Consider the following 15,432-nt stretch of genomic DNA (forward strand, 5'->3'; position numbering starts at 1 on the left):
TCATTCCGAGGCCGGCGCCATTTGTTCAGCTGAAAGCCGTTACTTCTTGATCTGCTGTACGCAGAGGACCGCGCCGCTGCCGCCGCGCTTGCCCTCCCAGTAGTAGCCCTCGAAGTCCGGCCACGGGGCGCAGAGCTCTTCCTTGACGTCGGGGTCCTTGACGTCGGGCACGCGGCCGAGCACCTTCAGGGTCGCCTCGGCGGAGCCGCAGTCGACCTTGTTCAGCTGCTTGTTGCTCTCCTGCGAGGTGAGCTGGCCGGAAAGGCAGTCGCCGACCTGGGCGCTGCTGGCGGAGTTCATGTAGCGGTAGATCGCGAAACCACCCGCGAGCAGTACCACCAGCACGATGCCGAGCACCTTGGGCAGGACACTCTTCTTCTTCGGCGCCGGCGCCTGCTCGGCGGCGGGCGGAACGGGCTGGCCCTGAGGCGCGTCAGGCTGTGGGTTAGTCATCCCCAGTGTCTCCTTGTTGAGGTTCGCCCACATGGGCGACGCGCAATGGTGACATGTTGTCACGTAAGGCACAAATCGACGGCGAATGCGTTACCGGCTCGAGACCGGCAATGCCCGTTACCAGGAAAAAGGCCGTCCGACGTCGTGCCGCAGGCGCGGAACTCAGCCGGTTTCGGCAACCGCACGCGCGGCGGCCTGACCGCCGAGTCCGCTGACCCCGCCGCCCCGGCGGCTGCCCGCGCCGGCCAGCAGCACCCGGCGCTGCCCCGGCACCGCCACCCCCCACCGCTGCGCCGGCGTCTCGGCCGGTTCGTCGTCATCCAGCCAGGGCCAGCTCAGGTCGCCGTGGAAGATGTGCCCGCCGGGCATGCCCAGGTCGGCCTCCAGGTCCAGCGGGGTGGCCGCCTGCACGCAGGGCCTGCCGTCGGCGTCGCGGGCGAGCACGTCGTCCAGGGGTTCGGCCAGGCAGGCTTGCAGGGCGGCCAGCGCGGCGGCGGTGGCCTGCTCGCGGGTGGTGCCCGCGCGGAAGAGGCGGGCCGGCGCGTGCAGGCCGAACAGGGTCAGCGTGTGGTATCCCTCGGCGGCCAGCGGACCCAGGATGGACGGGTCGGTCAGCGAGTGGCAGTAGACCTCGCACGGCAGCGGGCCGGGCAGTTTCCCTTGCGCGACAAGGGCGTGCGCGGACTCCAGCTCGGTGTAGGACTCGCCCAGGTGCAGCGTCCCGGCGAAGGCCTGGCGCGGGTCGGCGCCGCTGCGCAGCCGGGGCAGCCTGCGCAGCAACAGGTTCACCTTGAGCTGACTGCCCTCCGGGTCGGTCGCGGGTCGCCCGAGCAGCCGGTCCAGCACCGAGGGCGCGACCGCGGCCAGCACGTGCCCGCCGGTGTAGGTCGCACCGTCCACAGTGGACACCTCGACCCGGTTCCCGTGCTCCCGCACCGACTCCGCCGCGCTGCCCAGGTGGATCTCCACTCCGGCGGCCTGCGCCGCGAGGGTGAGCGCGTCGGCCAGCGCGCCCATGCCGCCGACCGGCACCCGCCACTCCCCCGAACCGTTGCCCGCCACGTGGTAGAGGAAGCAGCGGTTCTGCGCCAGGCCGGGGTCGCGCAGCGAGGTGTCGATGCCGATCAGCCCGTCGGTGGCCACCACCCCGCGCACCAGGTCGTCGGCGAACTCCCGCTCGAGCACCTCGGCAAGGGGCCGTTCCACCAGGTCGTCCCAGGTATCCGCGCCAGCGAGCTCGGTCACCCGGTCCCGCACCTCGCGCCGCCTGCGCAGCGGGCCGTCCAGGGCGGGGCCGACCGCGGCGGCGAAGGCGTCCACCCCGCGGTAGAAGCGCTGCCAGGACGTCCAGGCCGCCGAGGAGCCGGTGACCTCGGCGAAGGATGCCTCGGTGGCCGGGCCGGGCTCGCGTTCGACCAGCAGGCCCAGGTCCCGGCCGCCGCGGCGCACCGGGGTGTAGGAGGACACCGCGCGGGACCGCAGTTCCAGCGGCAGCCGCAGCTCAGCGGCCAGGGCGTCCGGCAGCAGGCTGACCAGGTAGGAGTACTGGGACAGCCGGGCGGGCTGACCGGCGAAGACCCGCTTGCCGATCGACGCGCCGCCGAGGTGCCCGGCCCGTTCCAGCAGCCGCACCGACCGCCCGGCCCTGGCCAGCAGCACCGCCGCGACCAGCCCGTTGTGCCCGCCGCCGACCACGATCACATCGCTGTGTCCGTTCATGACAGCGATCGTGGCCGAGCGGGCGGGCTCCGCGATAGCGGCGATGGATCAGATCAGGATCAGCAGCGGCATCAGGAAGGCCAGCAGGAAGATGGCCGCCATGATCCCGATCATCGCGCCGATGCCGCGGACCGGCTGCGGCATCGGGCCGATCGCGCCGTCCACGAACATGATCGCCGGAGCCTTGTAGAACACCGGCACGGTCTGGCCCTCGCCGATCGGGATCATCGCCTCGGCCGGTCCGGCGTCCATGAAGATGTAACGGAAGAACACCTTCACGTGGTACTGGCCGGGCGGCAGGTCGATCGGGGTCTGGCCCCAGTTGATCGGGCCCGGCCTGCCGTTGATGATCAGCGTGGGCTTGAACCAGTTGAGGATGAAGGCCAGCGGGAAGAACGAGGTGTCCAGCAGCAGGCGGCCCTGGCCGGGCGGGGGCGGCGGCAGCTGCGGCTGCATGCCGGGCGCGCCGGGTCCACCGGGGTAACCACCGGGACCACCGGGGTAGCCGCCAGGGCCGCCCGGGTAGGCGCCGGGCGGGGGCTGCTGCGCGGGGAAACCGCCGCTCTGCGGTCCCTGGTACGGCTGGCCGGGGAACGGCTGGCCGGGCATGGGCTGCGGGCCGGTCGGCTGACCGGGGAACGGCGGCTGCTGGCCGGGGAAGGGCTGCTGGCCCTGCTGGTAAGGCTGCTGGCCGTAGGGCTGGTTCACGAAGGTGCTCTCCCCCGAGTGGGTGCGGTTCCGGATGCGCGTGACCTTAGAGGGTCAGGATGCGGGTGCCGGTTCCGCCGTGGCTTCGTTTTCCGGAGTGATTTTCGCCGGGGACTCCTCGGCGGCGGGCGCGGCGGTGTCCACCCCGCGCATCCGCTGCGAGATCACCTGGCTGATGCCGTCACCGCGCATGCTGACCCCGTAGAGCGCGTCCGCGATCTCCATGGTCGGCTTCTGGTGGGTGATCACGATCAGCTGGGACTTCTCCCGCAGCTGGCTGAACAGCGTGATCAGCCTGCGCAGGTTGGTGTCGTCCAGCGCGGCCTCGACCTCGTCCATGATGTAGAACGGCGAGGGCCGGGCGCGGAAGATCGCGACCAGCATGGCCACCGCGGTCAGCGACTTCTCCCCGCCGGAGAGCAGGGACAGCCGCTTGACCTTCTTGCCGGGCGGGCGGGCCTCGACCTCGACGCCGGTGGTGAGCAGGTCCTCCGGGTCGGTGAGCAGCAGCTTGCCCTCACCGCCGGGGAACAGCGTCTGGAAGACCTGCACGAACTCCCTGGCCACGTCCTCGTAGGCGTCGGCGAACAGGGCCAGGATCCGCTCGTCGACCTCCTTGATCGTGTTGAACAGGTCGCGGCGGGCGGCCTTGAGGTCTTCCAGCTGGGTGGAGAGGAACTTGTAGCGCTCCTCCAGCGCGGCGAACTCCTCCAGGGCGAGCGGGTTGACCTTGCCGAGCAGGGCGAGGTCGCGTTCGGCCCGCTTGGCCCTGCGCTCCTGGGTCGGCCGGTCATAGGGCATCGGCTGCGGCGCGGTGACCTCCTCGCCGCGCTCCTTGGCCGCCTCGTACTCGGCGACCTCCAGTGCGCTGGGCGGGATGAAGGCCATCGGGCCGTACTCGGTGACCAGGTCGTCCAGGCCGATGCCGAAGTCGTCGGCGATCTTGGTTTCCAGCTGCTCGATGCGCAGCCGCTGCTCGGCGCGCAGCACCTCGTCCCGGTGCACCGCGTCGGTCAGCTTCTCCAGCTCGGTGCCCAGCTCGCGGACCCGGTTGCGCACCTTGCCGAGCAGGCCCTCGTGCTCGGCCTTGCGCACCTGCGCGGCGTCGCGCTCGGCGGCGGCGCGGGCCAGCGAGTGCGCGATCCGCGCCAGCGCGGTCTCACCGGCCGAGACCACCGCGTTGGCCACGGTGGCGCCCCGGCCGCGGGCGGCGCGGGCGCGCTCGGCGCGTTCCCTGGCCTCACGTTCGGCCCGGGCGGCGCGGCGCAGCGAGTCGGCCCGGCCGAGCAGGGCGCGGGCGCGTTCCTCGGAGGTGCGCTGGACCAGCCGCGCCTCCATCTCCTCCTGCCGCGCGGTGGCCAGGTTCGAGGCGATCTCGTCGCGGGCGCTGGTGTCCGGCTCGTCGTCGGTCTCCTGCTCGCCCTCGACCTCCAGCAGCCGTTCTTCCAGCTCGGTGAGCCGGGTCAGGTTCTCCTCGCGGGAGTGCTCGACCTTGGCGCGCTGGCCTTCCAGCCGCTCGGCCTCGGCGAGCGCGGAGCGGGCGGCCTGGCCCAGCCTGGCCAGCCGCTCGGAGCTGCGGGCCCGCTGCACGCGGGCGTCGTTGACCGCCTCCTGGGCGAGGCCGACCTCCTCGCGGCGGGCCTTCTCCTCGGCGCGGGCGCCTTCCAGCGCGGCCCCGGCGGCCTCCAGCCTGCGTTCGGCCTCGGCGAGCTGCTCGCGGGCCTCGTCCACCGCGGCCTGCACCTCGATCACGCTCTGGCTGCGGCCGGAGCCGCCGACCGCCCAGTCCGCGCCGAGCACATCGCCCTCGGTGGTCACCGCGCGGACCTCGGGATGCGCCCTGACCAGCGCGCCGGCCGCGGGCAGGTCGTCCACCACGGCCATCCGGTCCAGCGCCCGGAACAGCGCGGGACGCAGCTGCTGCGGCACGTGCACCAGGTCGACCGCCCAGCGCGCGCCGGGCGGCAGCTGCGGCCAGCCCGCGCGGTCGGGCAGGACCTGGTTGGCGCCGACCAGCAGTCCGGCCCGGCCGGAGTCGGAGGTCTTGAGCAGCTCCAGCGCGGCGATGGCGTCGCTGGTGCCGGTGAGCGCGACCGCGTCGGCGACCGGGCCGAGCGCGGCGGCCATGGCCACCTCGGCGCCGGGTTCCACGGTCATCAGCGCGGCCACCGAGCCGAGCAGCCCCGGCAGCCGGGATCCGGCGGCCAGCAGCGCGCCCGCGCCGTCCTTGCGGGTCAGGCCGAGGGAGAGCGCGTCGACCCTGGCCTTCCAGGAGGCGATCTCGCGTTCGGCCTTGCGCTCGGCGGCGACCAGCTCCTCGACCCTGGCGCGGGCCTGCTTGTGCGCGGCCTGGGTGGCCTGCTGGCGCTCGCCGATGCCGGTGTCGTCGTCCTCCTCGATCCCGCTGGCGGCCTTGGCCTCCTCCAGCTCGACCTGGGCCAGCTCGGCGCGTTCCCGCGACTCGGCCAGCGCGACGGAGAGCCGCTCGATCTCCTCGGCGGTGGCGCCGGTCTTGCTGCGCAGCGCCTCCACCTGCCCGGCCAGCCTGGCCAGGCCCTCCCGCCGGTCGGCGATGGCCCGGATCGCGGCCAGGTGCGCGCGCTCGGCGTTCTTCAGCGCCTGCTCGAACTCCGCGCGGGTGGCCTGCGCGACGGTCAGCGCCTCGGCGGCCATCTCGGCCGCTTCCTGCAGCTCGGCCTCCTGGAGCGCGACCTCCTCGGCCTCCCGTTCCAGGTCGTCGGGGTCGCGGCCGCCGCGGCTGGCCTCCACCGGCGCGGACAGGTGCCGGGCGCGCTCGGCGGCCAGCCGGACCGTGCCGCGCAGCCGTTCCTCCAGCGCGGAGAGCCGGTACCAGGTCTCCTGCGCGTTGGCCAGCATCGGCGCCTCGATCGCGAGGCGCTCCTCCAGCTCGCTCTGCTCGGACTGGGCGAGCTGCAACATCTGCTCGACCTCGGCCCGCCTGCGCCGCGCGGTGGCCTCGTCGGCCTCTTCCCTGGCCAGGTCGGTGCGCTGGGTGACCAGCTCGTCGGCGAGCAGCCGCAGCCGGGCGTCCCGCAGGTCGGCCTGCACGGTTTGCGCCTTGCGCGCGATCTCGGCCTGCTTGCCCAGCGGCTTGAGCTGGCGGCGCAGCTCGGCGGTGAGGTCGGTGAGCCGGGTGAGGTTGGCCTGCATCGCGTCCAGCTTGCGAATGGCCTTCTCTTTGCGCTTGCGGTGCTTGAGCACCCCCGCGGCTTCCTCGATGAACGCCCTGCGCTCCTCGGGCCGCGACTGCAGGATCTGGCCGAGCATGCCCTGCCCGACGATGACGTGCATCTCCCGCCCGATACCGGAGTCGGAGAGCAGTTCCTGGATGTCCAGCAGGCGGCACTGGGTGCCGTTGATCTCGTACTCGCTGGAGCCCTCGCGGAACATCCGGCGGGTGATGCTGACCTCGGTGTACTCGATCGGCAGCGCGCCGTCGGAGTTGTCGATGGTCAGGGTCACCTCGGCCCGCCCGAGCGGCGGCCGCCCGGAGGTCCCGGCGAAGATGACGTCCTCCATCTTGCCGCCCCGCAGGGCTTTCGCCCCCTGCTCGCCCATCACCCAGGCCAGCGCGTCCAGCACGTTGGACTTGCCGGAGCCGTTCGGGCCGACGACGCAGGTGATGCCCGGCTCGAAGCGCAGCGTGGTGGCCGAGGCGAAGGACTTGAAGCCCTTCAGCGTCAGGCTCTTGAGGTGCACGTGCGCCCGCTCCTTCCCGCGCTCACCGGTGGGGGTATCCGGGGAAGGGTACCCAGGTCAGCCGTTCGGGGGTCGGAACCGGGCTGGTGTGCCGGGGTTTACCTGATCGGCCGGGGGAACGGCACGACCCGGCTGACCTCGTCCTCCGGCCCTTCCGGCTTGGCCCGTGCGCCACCGCGGCGGGCGGCGCGGGGCAGCCGGACGTCGCCGAGCGCGGGCCAGGCCAGGCCGCAGCGGTCCAGGGCGGAGAGGACCTCGCGGAGAGGTTCGGCCTTCTCGGTGGCGACGTACTCCCAGACGATGGCGCCGCTTTCCGGGCGGGGGCGGCGGCGGACGAAGCCGTGTTCGACGGTGTAGGCCAGCAGCGGGTCGAAGTCCTCTGCCTTCATGCCCAGGCCACGGCGCAGCTCGACCGGGTCACTGGTGCCCGCGAAGAGTTGTTCCAGGATGAGCAGGACTTGGAGGTCGCCGATCTCGTCGACTGCGCGCGCGACTGAACCTGCGACACCGGTGAAGCTGGGCCTACCCGCCATGGGCTTGACCTTACTTGATCTTTCGTGCGAGAGGGATCCGCTCAACGCTCGGCGAAGCCGGTCAGACCACCCTTAGCGCCTGCCCATTGCTCCACCACGGTGGTCACTTGACCTGGGGTATCACCTGACTGGAGGTAGCGCAGTAGTTCTCCGCAGAGCTGACGGGTTCCTTCCGCGACCACTTCCACCCGGCCGTCCCTGGCGTTGCGGGCCCAGCCGACCAGCCCGAGCTCCAACGCTTTTGCCCTGGTAGACCAGCGGAAACCGACCCCCTGCACCCGGCCGTGCACCCAGGCGGTGAGTCGCACCACTTCTGCCCCGTTCGACACGGCTTCATCCTGCCGGACAAGACAAATCGGCTACGCAGGACCAACCGGGTTAACTCGATAGTGGTACGTTTCCTGGCCGTGACCACCCGGCGCAAGGAACGCAACCCTGGGGTGCTCGGTCTCGTCGCGATGATGGTCGGCGCCGGTGGCGCCTGCGGCCTGACCCTGATGGCGCCCACCGCCTTCCAGGCGCTGACCGGGATGGACCTCATCGCCAGTGCCGAGGCCGCCCGCGAGCAGGTGACCGGCCAGGCCCGCGACGGCGAGCTGGCCGCCCCCACCAGCGCGACCACCACCTCCGCCGGCAGCACCGCGCCCAGCTCCGCCACCAGCAGCTCGCAGCCGGTCAGCAGCTCCGAGGCGCCGCCCTCGTCGAGCAGCGCCGAGCAGCCGCCACCCACCACCGGGCCGAGCAGCCCGCCACCGGCGCCCACCACCACGGTGGCCAAGCCGCCGCCGACCACCCCGCCGCCCGCGGAGAACCCGGCGGCCTCGCCGGCGATGCGGGTGGTGCAGCTGGTGAACCAGGAGCGGGCCAAGGCGGGCTGCCGTAGCCTCCGAGTGGACGAGCGGTTGGTTACGGCCGCTCAGCGGCATGCCACCGATATGGCCAACCGCGGCTACTTCTCGCACACCGCACCGGAGGGCACATCCTTCGTTGACCGTGCGCGATCGGCTGGTTACCCATCGCCAGGCGGTGAGAACATCGCGAAGGGGCAACGCACCGCCGAGAAGGTCATGGAGTCGTGGATGGGTTCATCAGGTCACCGGGCGAACATCCTGAACTGTTCGTTCGTCGCGATCGGCGTCGGCCATGAGGCCAGAGGGCCGCACTGGGTGCAGGTGTTCGGCCGATGAGCATGGACACCCCTCCTGCCGAGCCCGGCCCCCGTCGCTCTGACGTGCCGCGCGGCGCCGCGCTGGCCGCGGTCGCGCTGGCCACCGCCACCGCCTTCGCCGGGATCGCGGCGCTCAGTTCCACCGGCAAGCCCCCGCCGGTGACCACGAACACCGGTCGCCTGGACAACGTGGTGCTGCGCACGACGGTCTCCAACGGCACCACCGTGACCGTCACCGAGACGGTGTCCACCACCCCGTCCGCCGGCGCCACCACCAGCTCGAAGACCGGCACCACCGGCACCTCGGGCAACAGCACCACCAGCACCACCACCGGCAGCTCCGACCCCGGCCAGCCGACCACCAGCAAGCAGATCGAGCAGCCGTCGCGCACCACCACGACCACGACGACCGCCCCCACCACGAGCACGACCACCAGCCAGTCGACGGTGCCGAGCACCACCTCGACCACCACCAGCGCCTCCCGGCCCCCCACCGGCAGTTGAGCGGGCTGGCCATCCACCCGTGCCGCTCGCTGTGCGCGTGGGCGGAGACCAGGGCGGAGCTGGCCGGGTTGCCGGTGCTGGCCTGCCGGGGGTGCGGGTCGCAGTGGATCCGGTCGGAGGGGTGGACGCCGATCGACCACACCGGGCGGATCCCGGACTGCGTGCGCGCGGAGCTGGCGAAGCGGGACTAGCCGGTGACGGGTGCGGTCACCAGCGTTCCTCCGCACGCATGGCGATCAGCGCGTCGGAGGCGGAGCTGTCTCCGCCCGGGATCGTCGGCATGGGGATCGGACCGGCCCTGGCCGCCGGGATGATCTTTCCTTCGGCCACCAGCCTCGCGAACGGCGAGACCTCGACGGCCTCACCCTGGTCGGGGATGTGCTCCATACCCACATTCGTAGTGCTTGCCACGGGGGCACACCGCGCCTTGGCCGCACACTATCGAGCGAACAACCCCGGGAGCAGTTCGTCGACCGCGCGCCGCCAGAACTCCGCGCAGGCCTGCCCTGCCGTGGCGTGCCGGGTCTCCCCCAGCACCTCGCCGTCGCGCACCCGGTACACCCGCCACGAGTCCAGCCGCTCCGCCAGCCGCAGCCCATCCGCTGCCCTGCCGCCGGCGAGCCGGTAGCTGTCGTACGGGAAACCGAAGTCGCGCAAGGCGATCGCCAGTTCCTGGATCGAGGACGGGCTGGTGTGCCAGGGGTGCTGGCGCCAGTGGTGCAGGAGTTGTTCGTAGCGGGTGGGGGCGAAGCGGTCGGCGTGGCGGTCGGGGGAGGCGATGCCGGGGGCCGAGTAGTGAGGTGCGATCAGGTCGGCGGCGGCGTCGCCTTCCCGCGTGTAGCTGGCTTGGACGCTGGTCTGGCCGCGTTCGGTGTAGCGGAGCTCCCAGTGGCCGTCGGGCAGCTCGTGCAGGTTGGCCACGTCGTCGCCGCCGGGCATCGGCTGGTGGATGCCGTGGCTGGGGGCGAGCAGGCCGAGGGGCGGGCGGGAGCCCGAGCGGTTGAGGATGGCCAGGGCCTCCGGGATGGTCAGGTCGTCGGGAGCGGCCACGGGTTCGGGGCGGGTGGGCAGTGCGGCGGGGTCCGCGCCGAGCAGGGTGGGCAGGTCCTCGTCGACCAGGCGGCGCCAGAACTCGGCGCAGGCCGAGGGCTCGGTGGTCCAGGGGGTGAGGGGTTCGGTCCGGCCGGAGCGGACGCGGTGCACCCGCCAGCCCTCGGTCCGCTGCTCCAGGCACAGCCTGCCCTCGAAGGCGCCGCCGTGCAGCGAGTACGCGCTGCCGGGCACGCCGAGCCGGGCCAGCGCGTCCCTGAGCTGGGCGCGGGTGGCCGGGCGCAGCCGCCACGGGGTGTGCCGCCAGCGGGCCAGCAGGGTGTCGAAGGCGGCCTCGGCGCCGGGGCGCGGGGGCGGCGGGGGTGCGCCGAGCACACCGGCGAGCAGTTCGGCGCACACCTGCGACTCGCTGGTGTAGCAGCGGTACTGGGTGACCCGTTCGCCCCCTTCGGTGCGGTAGAGGAGCCAGTCGTGGCCGGTGTCGGTGACCTGCCAACCGGTGTCGATCCGGCGCAGCGGCAGGCCGTTGCGCTCGGACCAGATGCTGTAGTCGGTGCGACCGTGCTGCTGGAGCAGCGCGATCGTCTCGTGCACGGTCAGCTCGGCGGTCATGCCGCCGAGACTAGGGCGCGTGTTGTGCCAGTGGCGGGAAGGTCATGCGCAGGTCGGTGAGCTGGTTCCCGGCCGGGATCCAGGCCAGCGGGGCGTAGTGCCGGCGGATGCCGTGCGGGTCCTGGAGCAGCGGCTCGCCGCGTTCGCCGCGCGGCCACTCGACCTCGCCGCTGAGGGTGCGGGCCGGGATCAGCCAGTAGTCACCACCGCGGTACTTCCCGCCCGCGGCGAACCACACCTGCACGCCGTCCTCCAGGTCCAGCCACCTGTCCTCCTCGATCCGGACCGCGTCACCGCGCTGGTCCCAGCGGCGGAGGAAGGCGTGCCTGCCCGGCCTGCCCACGCCGGTGCCGGACTCCCTGGCCAGCTCGACCCGCAGCGCCTCGGTGTCGATGTCGCGGACCTAAGCCAGCGGGCCGACCTCGCCGCGGGCCACCGAGGCGTCGTCGGCCAGCTCGACCCAGTCGCCGATGGACAAGCCCAACTTCCGGTCCCGCGCGCCCTCAGCAAGGGTCACCCAAGCTTTGTCCACTGTGGACACCGGAAGCGTGACCGAACCGTTCTCCCGCGACCACTTGAAGGTGGGCTGCTTGCCGCCGAGGTGGACCTCGACCCGGTACAGCTGGTTCTCCAGACCGCGGAAACGGGCATCGGGAGCGGACAGACAGGGATCGTCCTCGGTGCGCGCCGGGCGTTCCGCGCGGGCGGCCAGTCTGCCGGTGGCGCGGCCGCGCTCGACCCAGGCGTCGAAGGCGGCGGTCAGGGTTTCCGGGGTGGGGCGGTCCGGGACCTGGAGGCCGTCCTTGGCGGTCAGCGGCAGCACCTGCCAGCTGACCTTGGTGCGCGCGGTGGTGTCCGGCAGGGCCGGGCCGAGCGCGGTCTCCCTGATCTCCGGGTCCTGGATCGCGGTGACCAGGTGCTCGGTGACCAGCAGGTAGGCCAGGAACGGGAGGTCCGGCAGGTGGTGCGCCTCGTTTTGGCGTTCCCGGTCGCGGTGGGCGTCCGGCTGGTCCCAGTAGGTCCACTCGGCGGCCGGTGGGGGCGCGGGATCGGTTTCCGGGTCGTCGGGGACCGGCACGCCGCGGGGCGGGCGGGTGGCTTCGACCAGGATGCCGTCCACGTAGTAGCGGCCGCCGTGGATCTTCAGGTCCGCCGGTTCCTTGCCCTTGGGCACGAAGGCGAGCCGGAAGCCGTTGGCATCGCGTGGTCCGCCCCGACGGCCGATGAGGTCGCTGATCGCGGTGCGGTGCCGGTGCTGGCTGATCAGCACCTGCTCGTTGGCCTCGGCGTCGAGCTGCACCCGGCCCTGCTGGGCGAGCACCGCGGAGAACCGCTTGTCCGGCCGGAAGGTCAGCCGGGAGAAGTCGCCGTGCATGTTCGTTGTCCCCCTTACGAGACGAAGACGGTCGCGGCGGTCATACCGGCCGGCAGGAACTCGGTGAGCCGGACGCGCAGGTTGTCCAGGCGCTGCGGCTGGAACAGGTCGTGGAAGGCGCCCAGCTCGCTGCCGTCCTCGGCGCCGCGGCTGATCTCCGGGGCGCAGTCGGCGGCGAGCTGGGCGTAACCCGGTGTGCCGTACCGGGTGCTGGTGAACCGGGGCCGCACGCGCAGCTGCTCGAGCTCGCCGCGCACGCCGTCGGGCTGGCAGCGGTAGCGGCGCGGGGTGCGCGAACCCGGTGTGCTGTAGCAGAACCGCAGGCAGCCGATGCCCCGCCTGGCCACGTGCGCGCGGCCGTGGAAGATCGCGTTCTCACCGAGCCGGATGGCGTGGGTGTGCACCTCGCCGATGATGGTGCTGCGCCGCACGGCCAGGATCGCGTGCGCGTGCCGGCAGTCCGGCGCGGAAAGCGCTTCGAGGTCGGGTGCGGTGGCGTCCAGGATGGTGCCCAGGATGCTGCGCTCGATCTGCACGCAAGCGGTGGTGTCCTCCAGCACCAGGCTGGGTTCCTCCGGGTGCGAGGGCAGGCACTCCGGTTCCAGCGACCAGCCGGGCACCAGGGTGCAGTGCCGCAGCACCACCGCGCCGAGCGGTCCGGTGACGTGCACGCCGCGCCCGGCCACGACCAGACCGTCGAGCACCAGCCGGGGTTTGTCCGGGCAGCAGCCCTCCTCGGCATCCGTGCTGGGACCGCGGACCAGCAGCGCGTCCGGGCGGTTGCTGTACCAGTCGAGCAGCCGGATCACCGGGCGGGCGCCCTCGGCGGCGCGGACCTCCAGGCGCTCGCCGTGGGTCAGGGCCAGCTCGATCTGTTCCTGGTAGGCGCCGCTGTGCGTGATCTCGATGACCGCCTCGGGACCGGCCTGGCCGTTCTGCTGGTCGGCGCGCCACTGCTGGAAGGCGGCCATGATCCCGCCGTGCTCACCTGGCCCGACCAGGTATCTGTCCACTGTGGACGAATGCTGGGCGGGGCGCGGGTACTCGCCGCCGCCGAGGTCGTCGCTGAAGGCGTGGTGGTAGGTGACCCAGACGCCGGTGCGGGGCGCGGTACGCGGGCTGAACGCGATCCGGCCGAGCACCGGGTCCACCGCGACCTGCCTGCCGCGCGGGCGGTAGGCCCAGCCGGTCAGGTCGGCCACCACCAGGTCCGGCAGGGGCACCGGCTCGTCCTCGCGGTCGCGCCAGAGTTGGAAGCTCTTGCCCGGTCCGTAGTAGTCGGGCAGGGCGTCGGCGAGGGCGCGGCGGCGGATGAACCCGGGCACGTTCGCCGCGCCCGCCAGGTGCGCGGGTCCGGGTTCCGGTTCGGGATTGGCCACCAGGGGCTGGTTGTTGCCGAGGATGGAGAAGGTGAACAGGTTGCGGGCGCGGTCGATGCAGTAGGCGGGGGCGCGGGTGACCGAGTATGCCTTGAGCCGCCACAGGAACACGCCGACCTCGGCTGGCCCGTGGTTCCCGGCCGGGCCGCGCGCGCTGGTGTCGAAGGGCGAGCCGAGCAGGTCCAGGTCGGCGCCGCGTCGGACGTCGACGTAGCCGCCGCCGAAGGCCGCGCGGGCGTCGGCGGCGGCAGGGCGGTTGGGGTAGAGCCGGATCGGCTGGTGGGAGGCGAGCAGTGGCAGCACTTCCACCGCGCGGGCCGGCCAGTCGGCGACCGTGCGGGCGAGTTCTTCCAGCAGCGGCAACGTTCCCTTGCGGCGGCGGTTGGCCACGGTGTCGGCGACGTCGGCACGTGGGGCCAGGCGGGCAGTCAACCGTTGCGCGGCTTGGTCCCCGCGGCTGACGGCTTCCTCGTAGCCGCGGAGCATGCGGTAGCCGACCAGGTCGCCGAGGTAGGGCACCGCCCAGTCGGCGCAGGTCTCGATGAACCAGTCCTCGTACAGGGCCTGCACATCGGCGTCGACCAGCTCGACCTGTTCGGCGAGCACGGCCAGCAGCGCGCGCAGCTGACCGCCGGTCTCGGCGTCGCGCAGCCGGTGGAACTGCGGCAGCCGGTCGAACAGGCGGTCGGGTCCGGGCGCGGTCATCACCGCACCTCCTTCAGGATCAGCGTGTCCGGCAGGGTCGGCGACAGCAGCACCAGCTGGGCCGGTCGCACGCCGCGGAAGACCACGACCACCCGGCCGCGCTCCAGTGGTGAGGCGTCGGTGAGGTCGGGGTTGAGCCGCAGCAGCTCGGCCAGCGAGATGCCGTGCTCGGCGCAGACCGCGGTGAGGGTCTCGGTCTCGCCCTTAGCGGGTTCGACCCGGTATCTGTCCACTGTGTACTGGGCGAGCCGGGCGGGCACCGAGGGGTTGGGGCGGGCCAGGTCGGTGGCCAGCTGTTGCAGGCCAACGGGTGTGATGCTGCCGGGCACCCCGGCGAAGGAGTCCACGTCCACGTGGTCCACGCCGGGCACGGCCTGCGCGGTGGCCAGCACCTCGGAGAGGTAGGCGGGCTGGCCGAGCTCGCGGCCGGCGAAGCCGAGGCGGGCCAGCAGCGCGGCCCGCACGGCGGGTTCGACCAGGTCCCAGCTGTGGTCGGGGTGCACCCGGATGTTGGCCGCGATCACCAGCAGCACCGGCTCCCGGACCGCGACCTCGGCGGGCAGCCCGGCGTCGCCGTGCGCGGCGAAGGCGGCCCGCAGCGTGGTCACGATCTCGGAGTCCGGGTGCAGCGGGATGTCGTCGACGCCCGCGACCGTGACGTGCACGACCTGGCGGGTGCCGTTGTAGAGCCGGCGCGCCTCGGCCCGGCCGATCCCGGCGCGGGCGCGGGCGAAGTCGGCGTAGTCGGGCACCGAGACCAGCCGGTCGAAGGCGGTGACCCGCAACGGGATGTTGCGCCGCAGCTGACCGGCGTCGTCCCGGTTGGCGCCACCGTCGGCGGGCAGCGGGTTGGTGACCGCGGAGACGCCCAGCGGGCGGGTGGTGAGCTGGGTGAGCTGGCCCGCGGTGAGGTTGCCCGCCTTGCCGAGGCCGACCCGGTAGCTGGCGCGCACGTTCTCCACGCCGGTGGGCAGTCGCGCGCCCTGCCTGCCGTCACCGAAAGTGATCTTGAGGAATCCGTTGTCCGCCAACGCGGTCACGTAGACCCGGTCGGTGGGTCCGTGCCCGGCCAGGCTGTCCACCTCTCGCCAGCGCACTCCGTCCACCCTGATCTCCAGGGTGCTCTCCGCGCCGAGCGGGGCGTGGCGAGCGGAGCGACGGGTCGGGGTCAACGCGCCCGCGGCCAGCCAGGCCAGCGGCTCCTGGCGGAGCAGGAAGGACTGGTTGGGCTTGCTCGCGTCGCCGCTGCCGATCGGCTCGTTCCGGCTGGCTCCGTGGGTGGCGCGGACCACGTTGCCGTGCACGCGCACGTTGCCGTGCACGTAGCGGTAGGCGAGATCGGCGGCCAGGGTGATCGTGGTGTGCACCTTCTCCCCCGGCCTGTCCTGCTCGACCGTCTGGGTCACCCCGGCGATCATGGCCAGTTCGGTGCCGCGCACCCCGGTGGTGCCGCCCGGCAGGTCGGCGCGCTCCCCGGTGACGATCACCCAGCGGCCGGGGGTGAGG

General features: G+C 72.8%; 13 protein-coding genes and 1 pseudogene. 3 read left to right on the forward strand and 11 right to left on the reverse strand.

The features are described 5' to 3' along the window. Nucleotides 1-39: 39 nt before the first annotated feature. The 6 genes from N8J89_RS33930 to N8J89_RS33955 form a co-directional block, all read right to left on the reverse strand. Nucleotides 40-453 (reverse strand): LppU/SCO3897 family protein, encoded by a 414-nt coding sequence (locus N8J89_RS33930; protein WP_283661045.1) that lies wholly within the window; start codon nucleotides 451-453, stop codon nucleotides 40-42. A 162-nt stretch (nucleotides 454-615) separates the two neighbouring features. Beyond that, nucleotides 616-2,172 carry a phytoene desaturase family protein gene (locus N8J89_RS33935; protein WP_283661046.1) on the reverse strand — a complete coding sequence of 519 codons (1,557 nt, stop codon included), beginning with the start codon at nucleotides 2,170-2,172 and terminating at the stop codon, nucleotides 616-618. Between the two features lie 48 nt (nucleotides 2,173-2,220). Next, on the reverse strand, nucleotides 2,221-2,880 hold the full coding sequence (locus tag N8J89_RS33940) for a hypothetical protein (protein ID WP_283661047.1): 660 nt from the start codon (nucleotides 2,878-2,880) through the stop codon (nucleotides 2,221-2,223). A 54-nt stretch (nucleotides 2,881-2,934) separates the two neighbouring features. Beyond that, nucleotides 2,935-6,600, reverse strand: coding sequence for a chromosome segregation protein SMC (gene smc / locus N8J89_RS33945; RefSeq protein ID WP_283661048.1), 3,666 nt, complete (start codon nucleotides 6,598-6,600; stop codon nucleotides 2,935-2,937). 98 nt (nucleotides 6,601-6,698) lie between these two features. Further along, nucleotides 6,699-7,133 (reverse strand): winged helix-turn-helix transcriptional regulator, encoded by a 435-nt coding sequence (locus N8J89_RS33950; RefSeq protein WP_283661049.1) that lies wholly within the window; start codon nucleotides 7,131-7,133, stop codon nucleotides 6,699-6,701. 41 nt (nucleotides 7,134-7,174) lie between these two features. After that, entirely contained in the window at nucleotides 7,175-7,462 is a 288-nt protein-coding gene (locus tag N8J89_RS33955; RefSeq protein ID WP_283661050.1) for an acylphosphatase, read from the reverse strand. Nucleotides 7,463-7,540: 78 nt separating this feature from the next. Between N8J89_RS33955 and N8J89_RS33960 the strand changes: the two genes are divergently transcribed. Genes N8J89_RS33960 through N8J89_RS33970 form a run of 3 tightly spaced genes read left to right on the forward strand, consistent with a single transcriptional unit; the run spans nucleotide 7,541 to nucleotide 8,996 of the window. Further along, the gene (locus N8J89_RS33960; RefSeq protein WP_283661051.1) at nucleotides 7,541-8,320 is read left to right on the forward strand and encodes a CAP domain-containing protein; all 780 of its coding nucleotides are present in this window, start codon (nucleotides 7,541-7,543) and stop codon (nucleotides 8,318-8,320) included. Further along, complete coding sequence (locus tag N8J89_RS33965) at nucleotides 8,317-8,805, forward strand: hypothetical protein (RefSeq protein ID WP_283661052.1); 489 nt, start codon at nucleotides 8,317-8,319, stop codon at nucleotides 8,803-8,805. The genes N8J89_RS33960 and N8J89_RS33965 overlap by 4 nt, the downstream gene beginning before the upstream one ends. Then, nucleotides 8,802-8,996, forward strand: coding sequence for a hypothetical protein (locus tag N8J89_RS33970; protein ID WP_283661053.1), 195 nt, complete (start codon nucleotides 8,802-8,804; stop codon nucleotides 8,994-8,996). The genes N8J89_RS33965 and N8J89_RS33970 overlap by 4 nt, the downstream gene beginning before the upstream one ends. A gap of 16 nt (nucleotides 8,997-9,012) precedes the next feature. Here the strand turns inward: N8J89_RS33970 and N8J89_RS33975 are convergent, their stop codons facing one another. The 5 genes and pseudogenes from N8J89_RS33975 to N8J89_RS33995 all read right to left on the reverse strand — a co-directional run bounded on the left by N8J89_RS33975 (nucleotide 9,013) and on the right by N8J89_RS33995 (nucleotide 15,413). Beyond that, nucleotides 9,013-9,192, reverse strand: coding sequence for a hypothetical protein (locus tag N8J89_RS33975; protein ID WP_283661054.1), 180 nt, complete (start codon nucleotides 9,190-9,192; stop codon nucleotides 9,013-9,015). 51 nt (nucleotides 9,193-9,243) lie between these two features. Beyond that, nucleotides 9,244-10,467 (reverse strand): hypothetical protein, encoded by a 1,224-nt coding sequence (locus N8J89_RS33980; RefSeq protein ID WP_283661055.1) that lies wholly within the window; start codon nucleotides 10,465-10,467, stop codon nucleotides 9,244-9,246. A 10-nt stretch (nucleotides 10,468-10,477) separates the two neighbouring features. Next, nucleotides 10,478-11,842 (reverse strand): annotated as a pseudogene (locus N8J89_RS33985) (DUF6519 domain-containing protein). Nucleotides 11,843-11,856: 14 nt separating this feature from the next. Continuing rightward, on the reverse strand, nucleotides 11,857-13,926 hold the full coding sequence (locus N8J89_RS33990; RefSeq protein WP_283661056.1) for a hypothetical protein: 2,070 nt from the start codon (nucleotides 13,924-13,926) through the stop codon (nucleotides 11,857-11,859). Next, nucleotides 13,926-15,413 carry a putative baseplate assembly protein gene (locus tag N8J89_RS33995; protein ID WP_283661057.1) on the reverse strand — a complete coding sequence of 496 codons (1,488 nt, stop codon included), beginning with the start codon at nucleotides 15,411-15,413 and terminating at the stop codon, nucleotides 13,926-13,928. Before N8J89_RS33995 ends, N8J89_RS33990 begins: the two co-directional genes overlap by 1 nt. Between the last annotated feature and the right edge of the window lie 19 nt (nucleotides 15,414-15,432).

It is taken from the genome of Crossiella sp. CA-258035 (genome assembly GCF_030064675.1).
GTDB lineage: Bacteria > Actinomycetota > Actinomycetes > Mycobacteriales > Pseudonocardiaceae > Crossiella.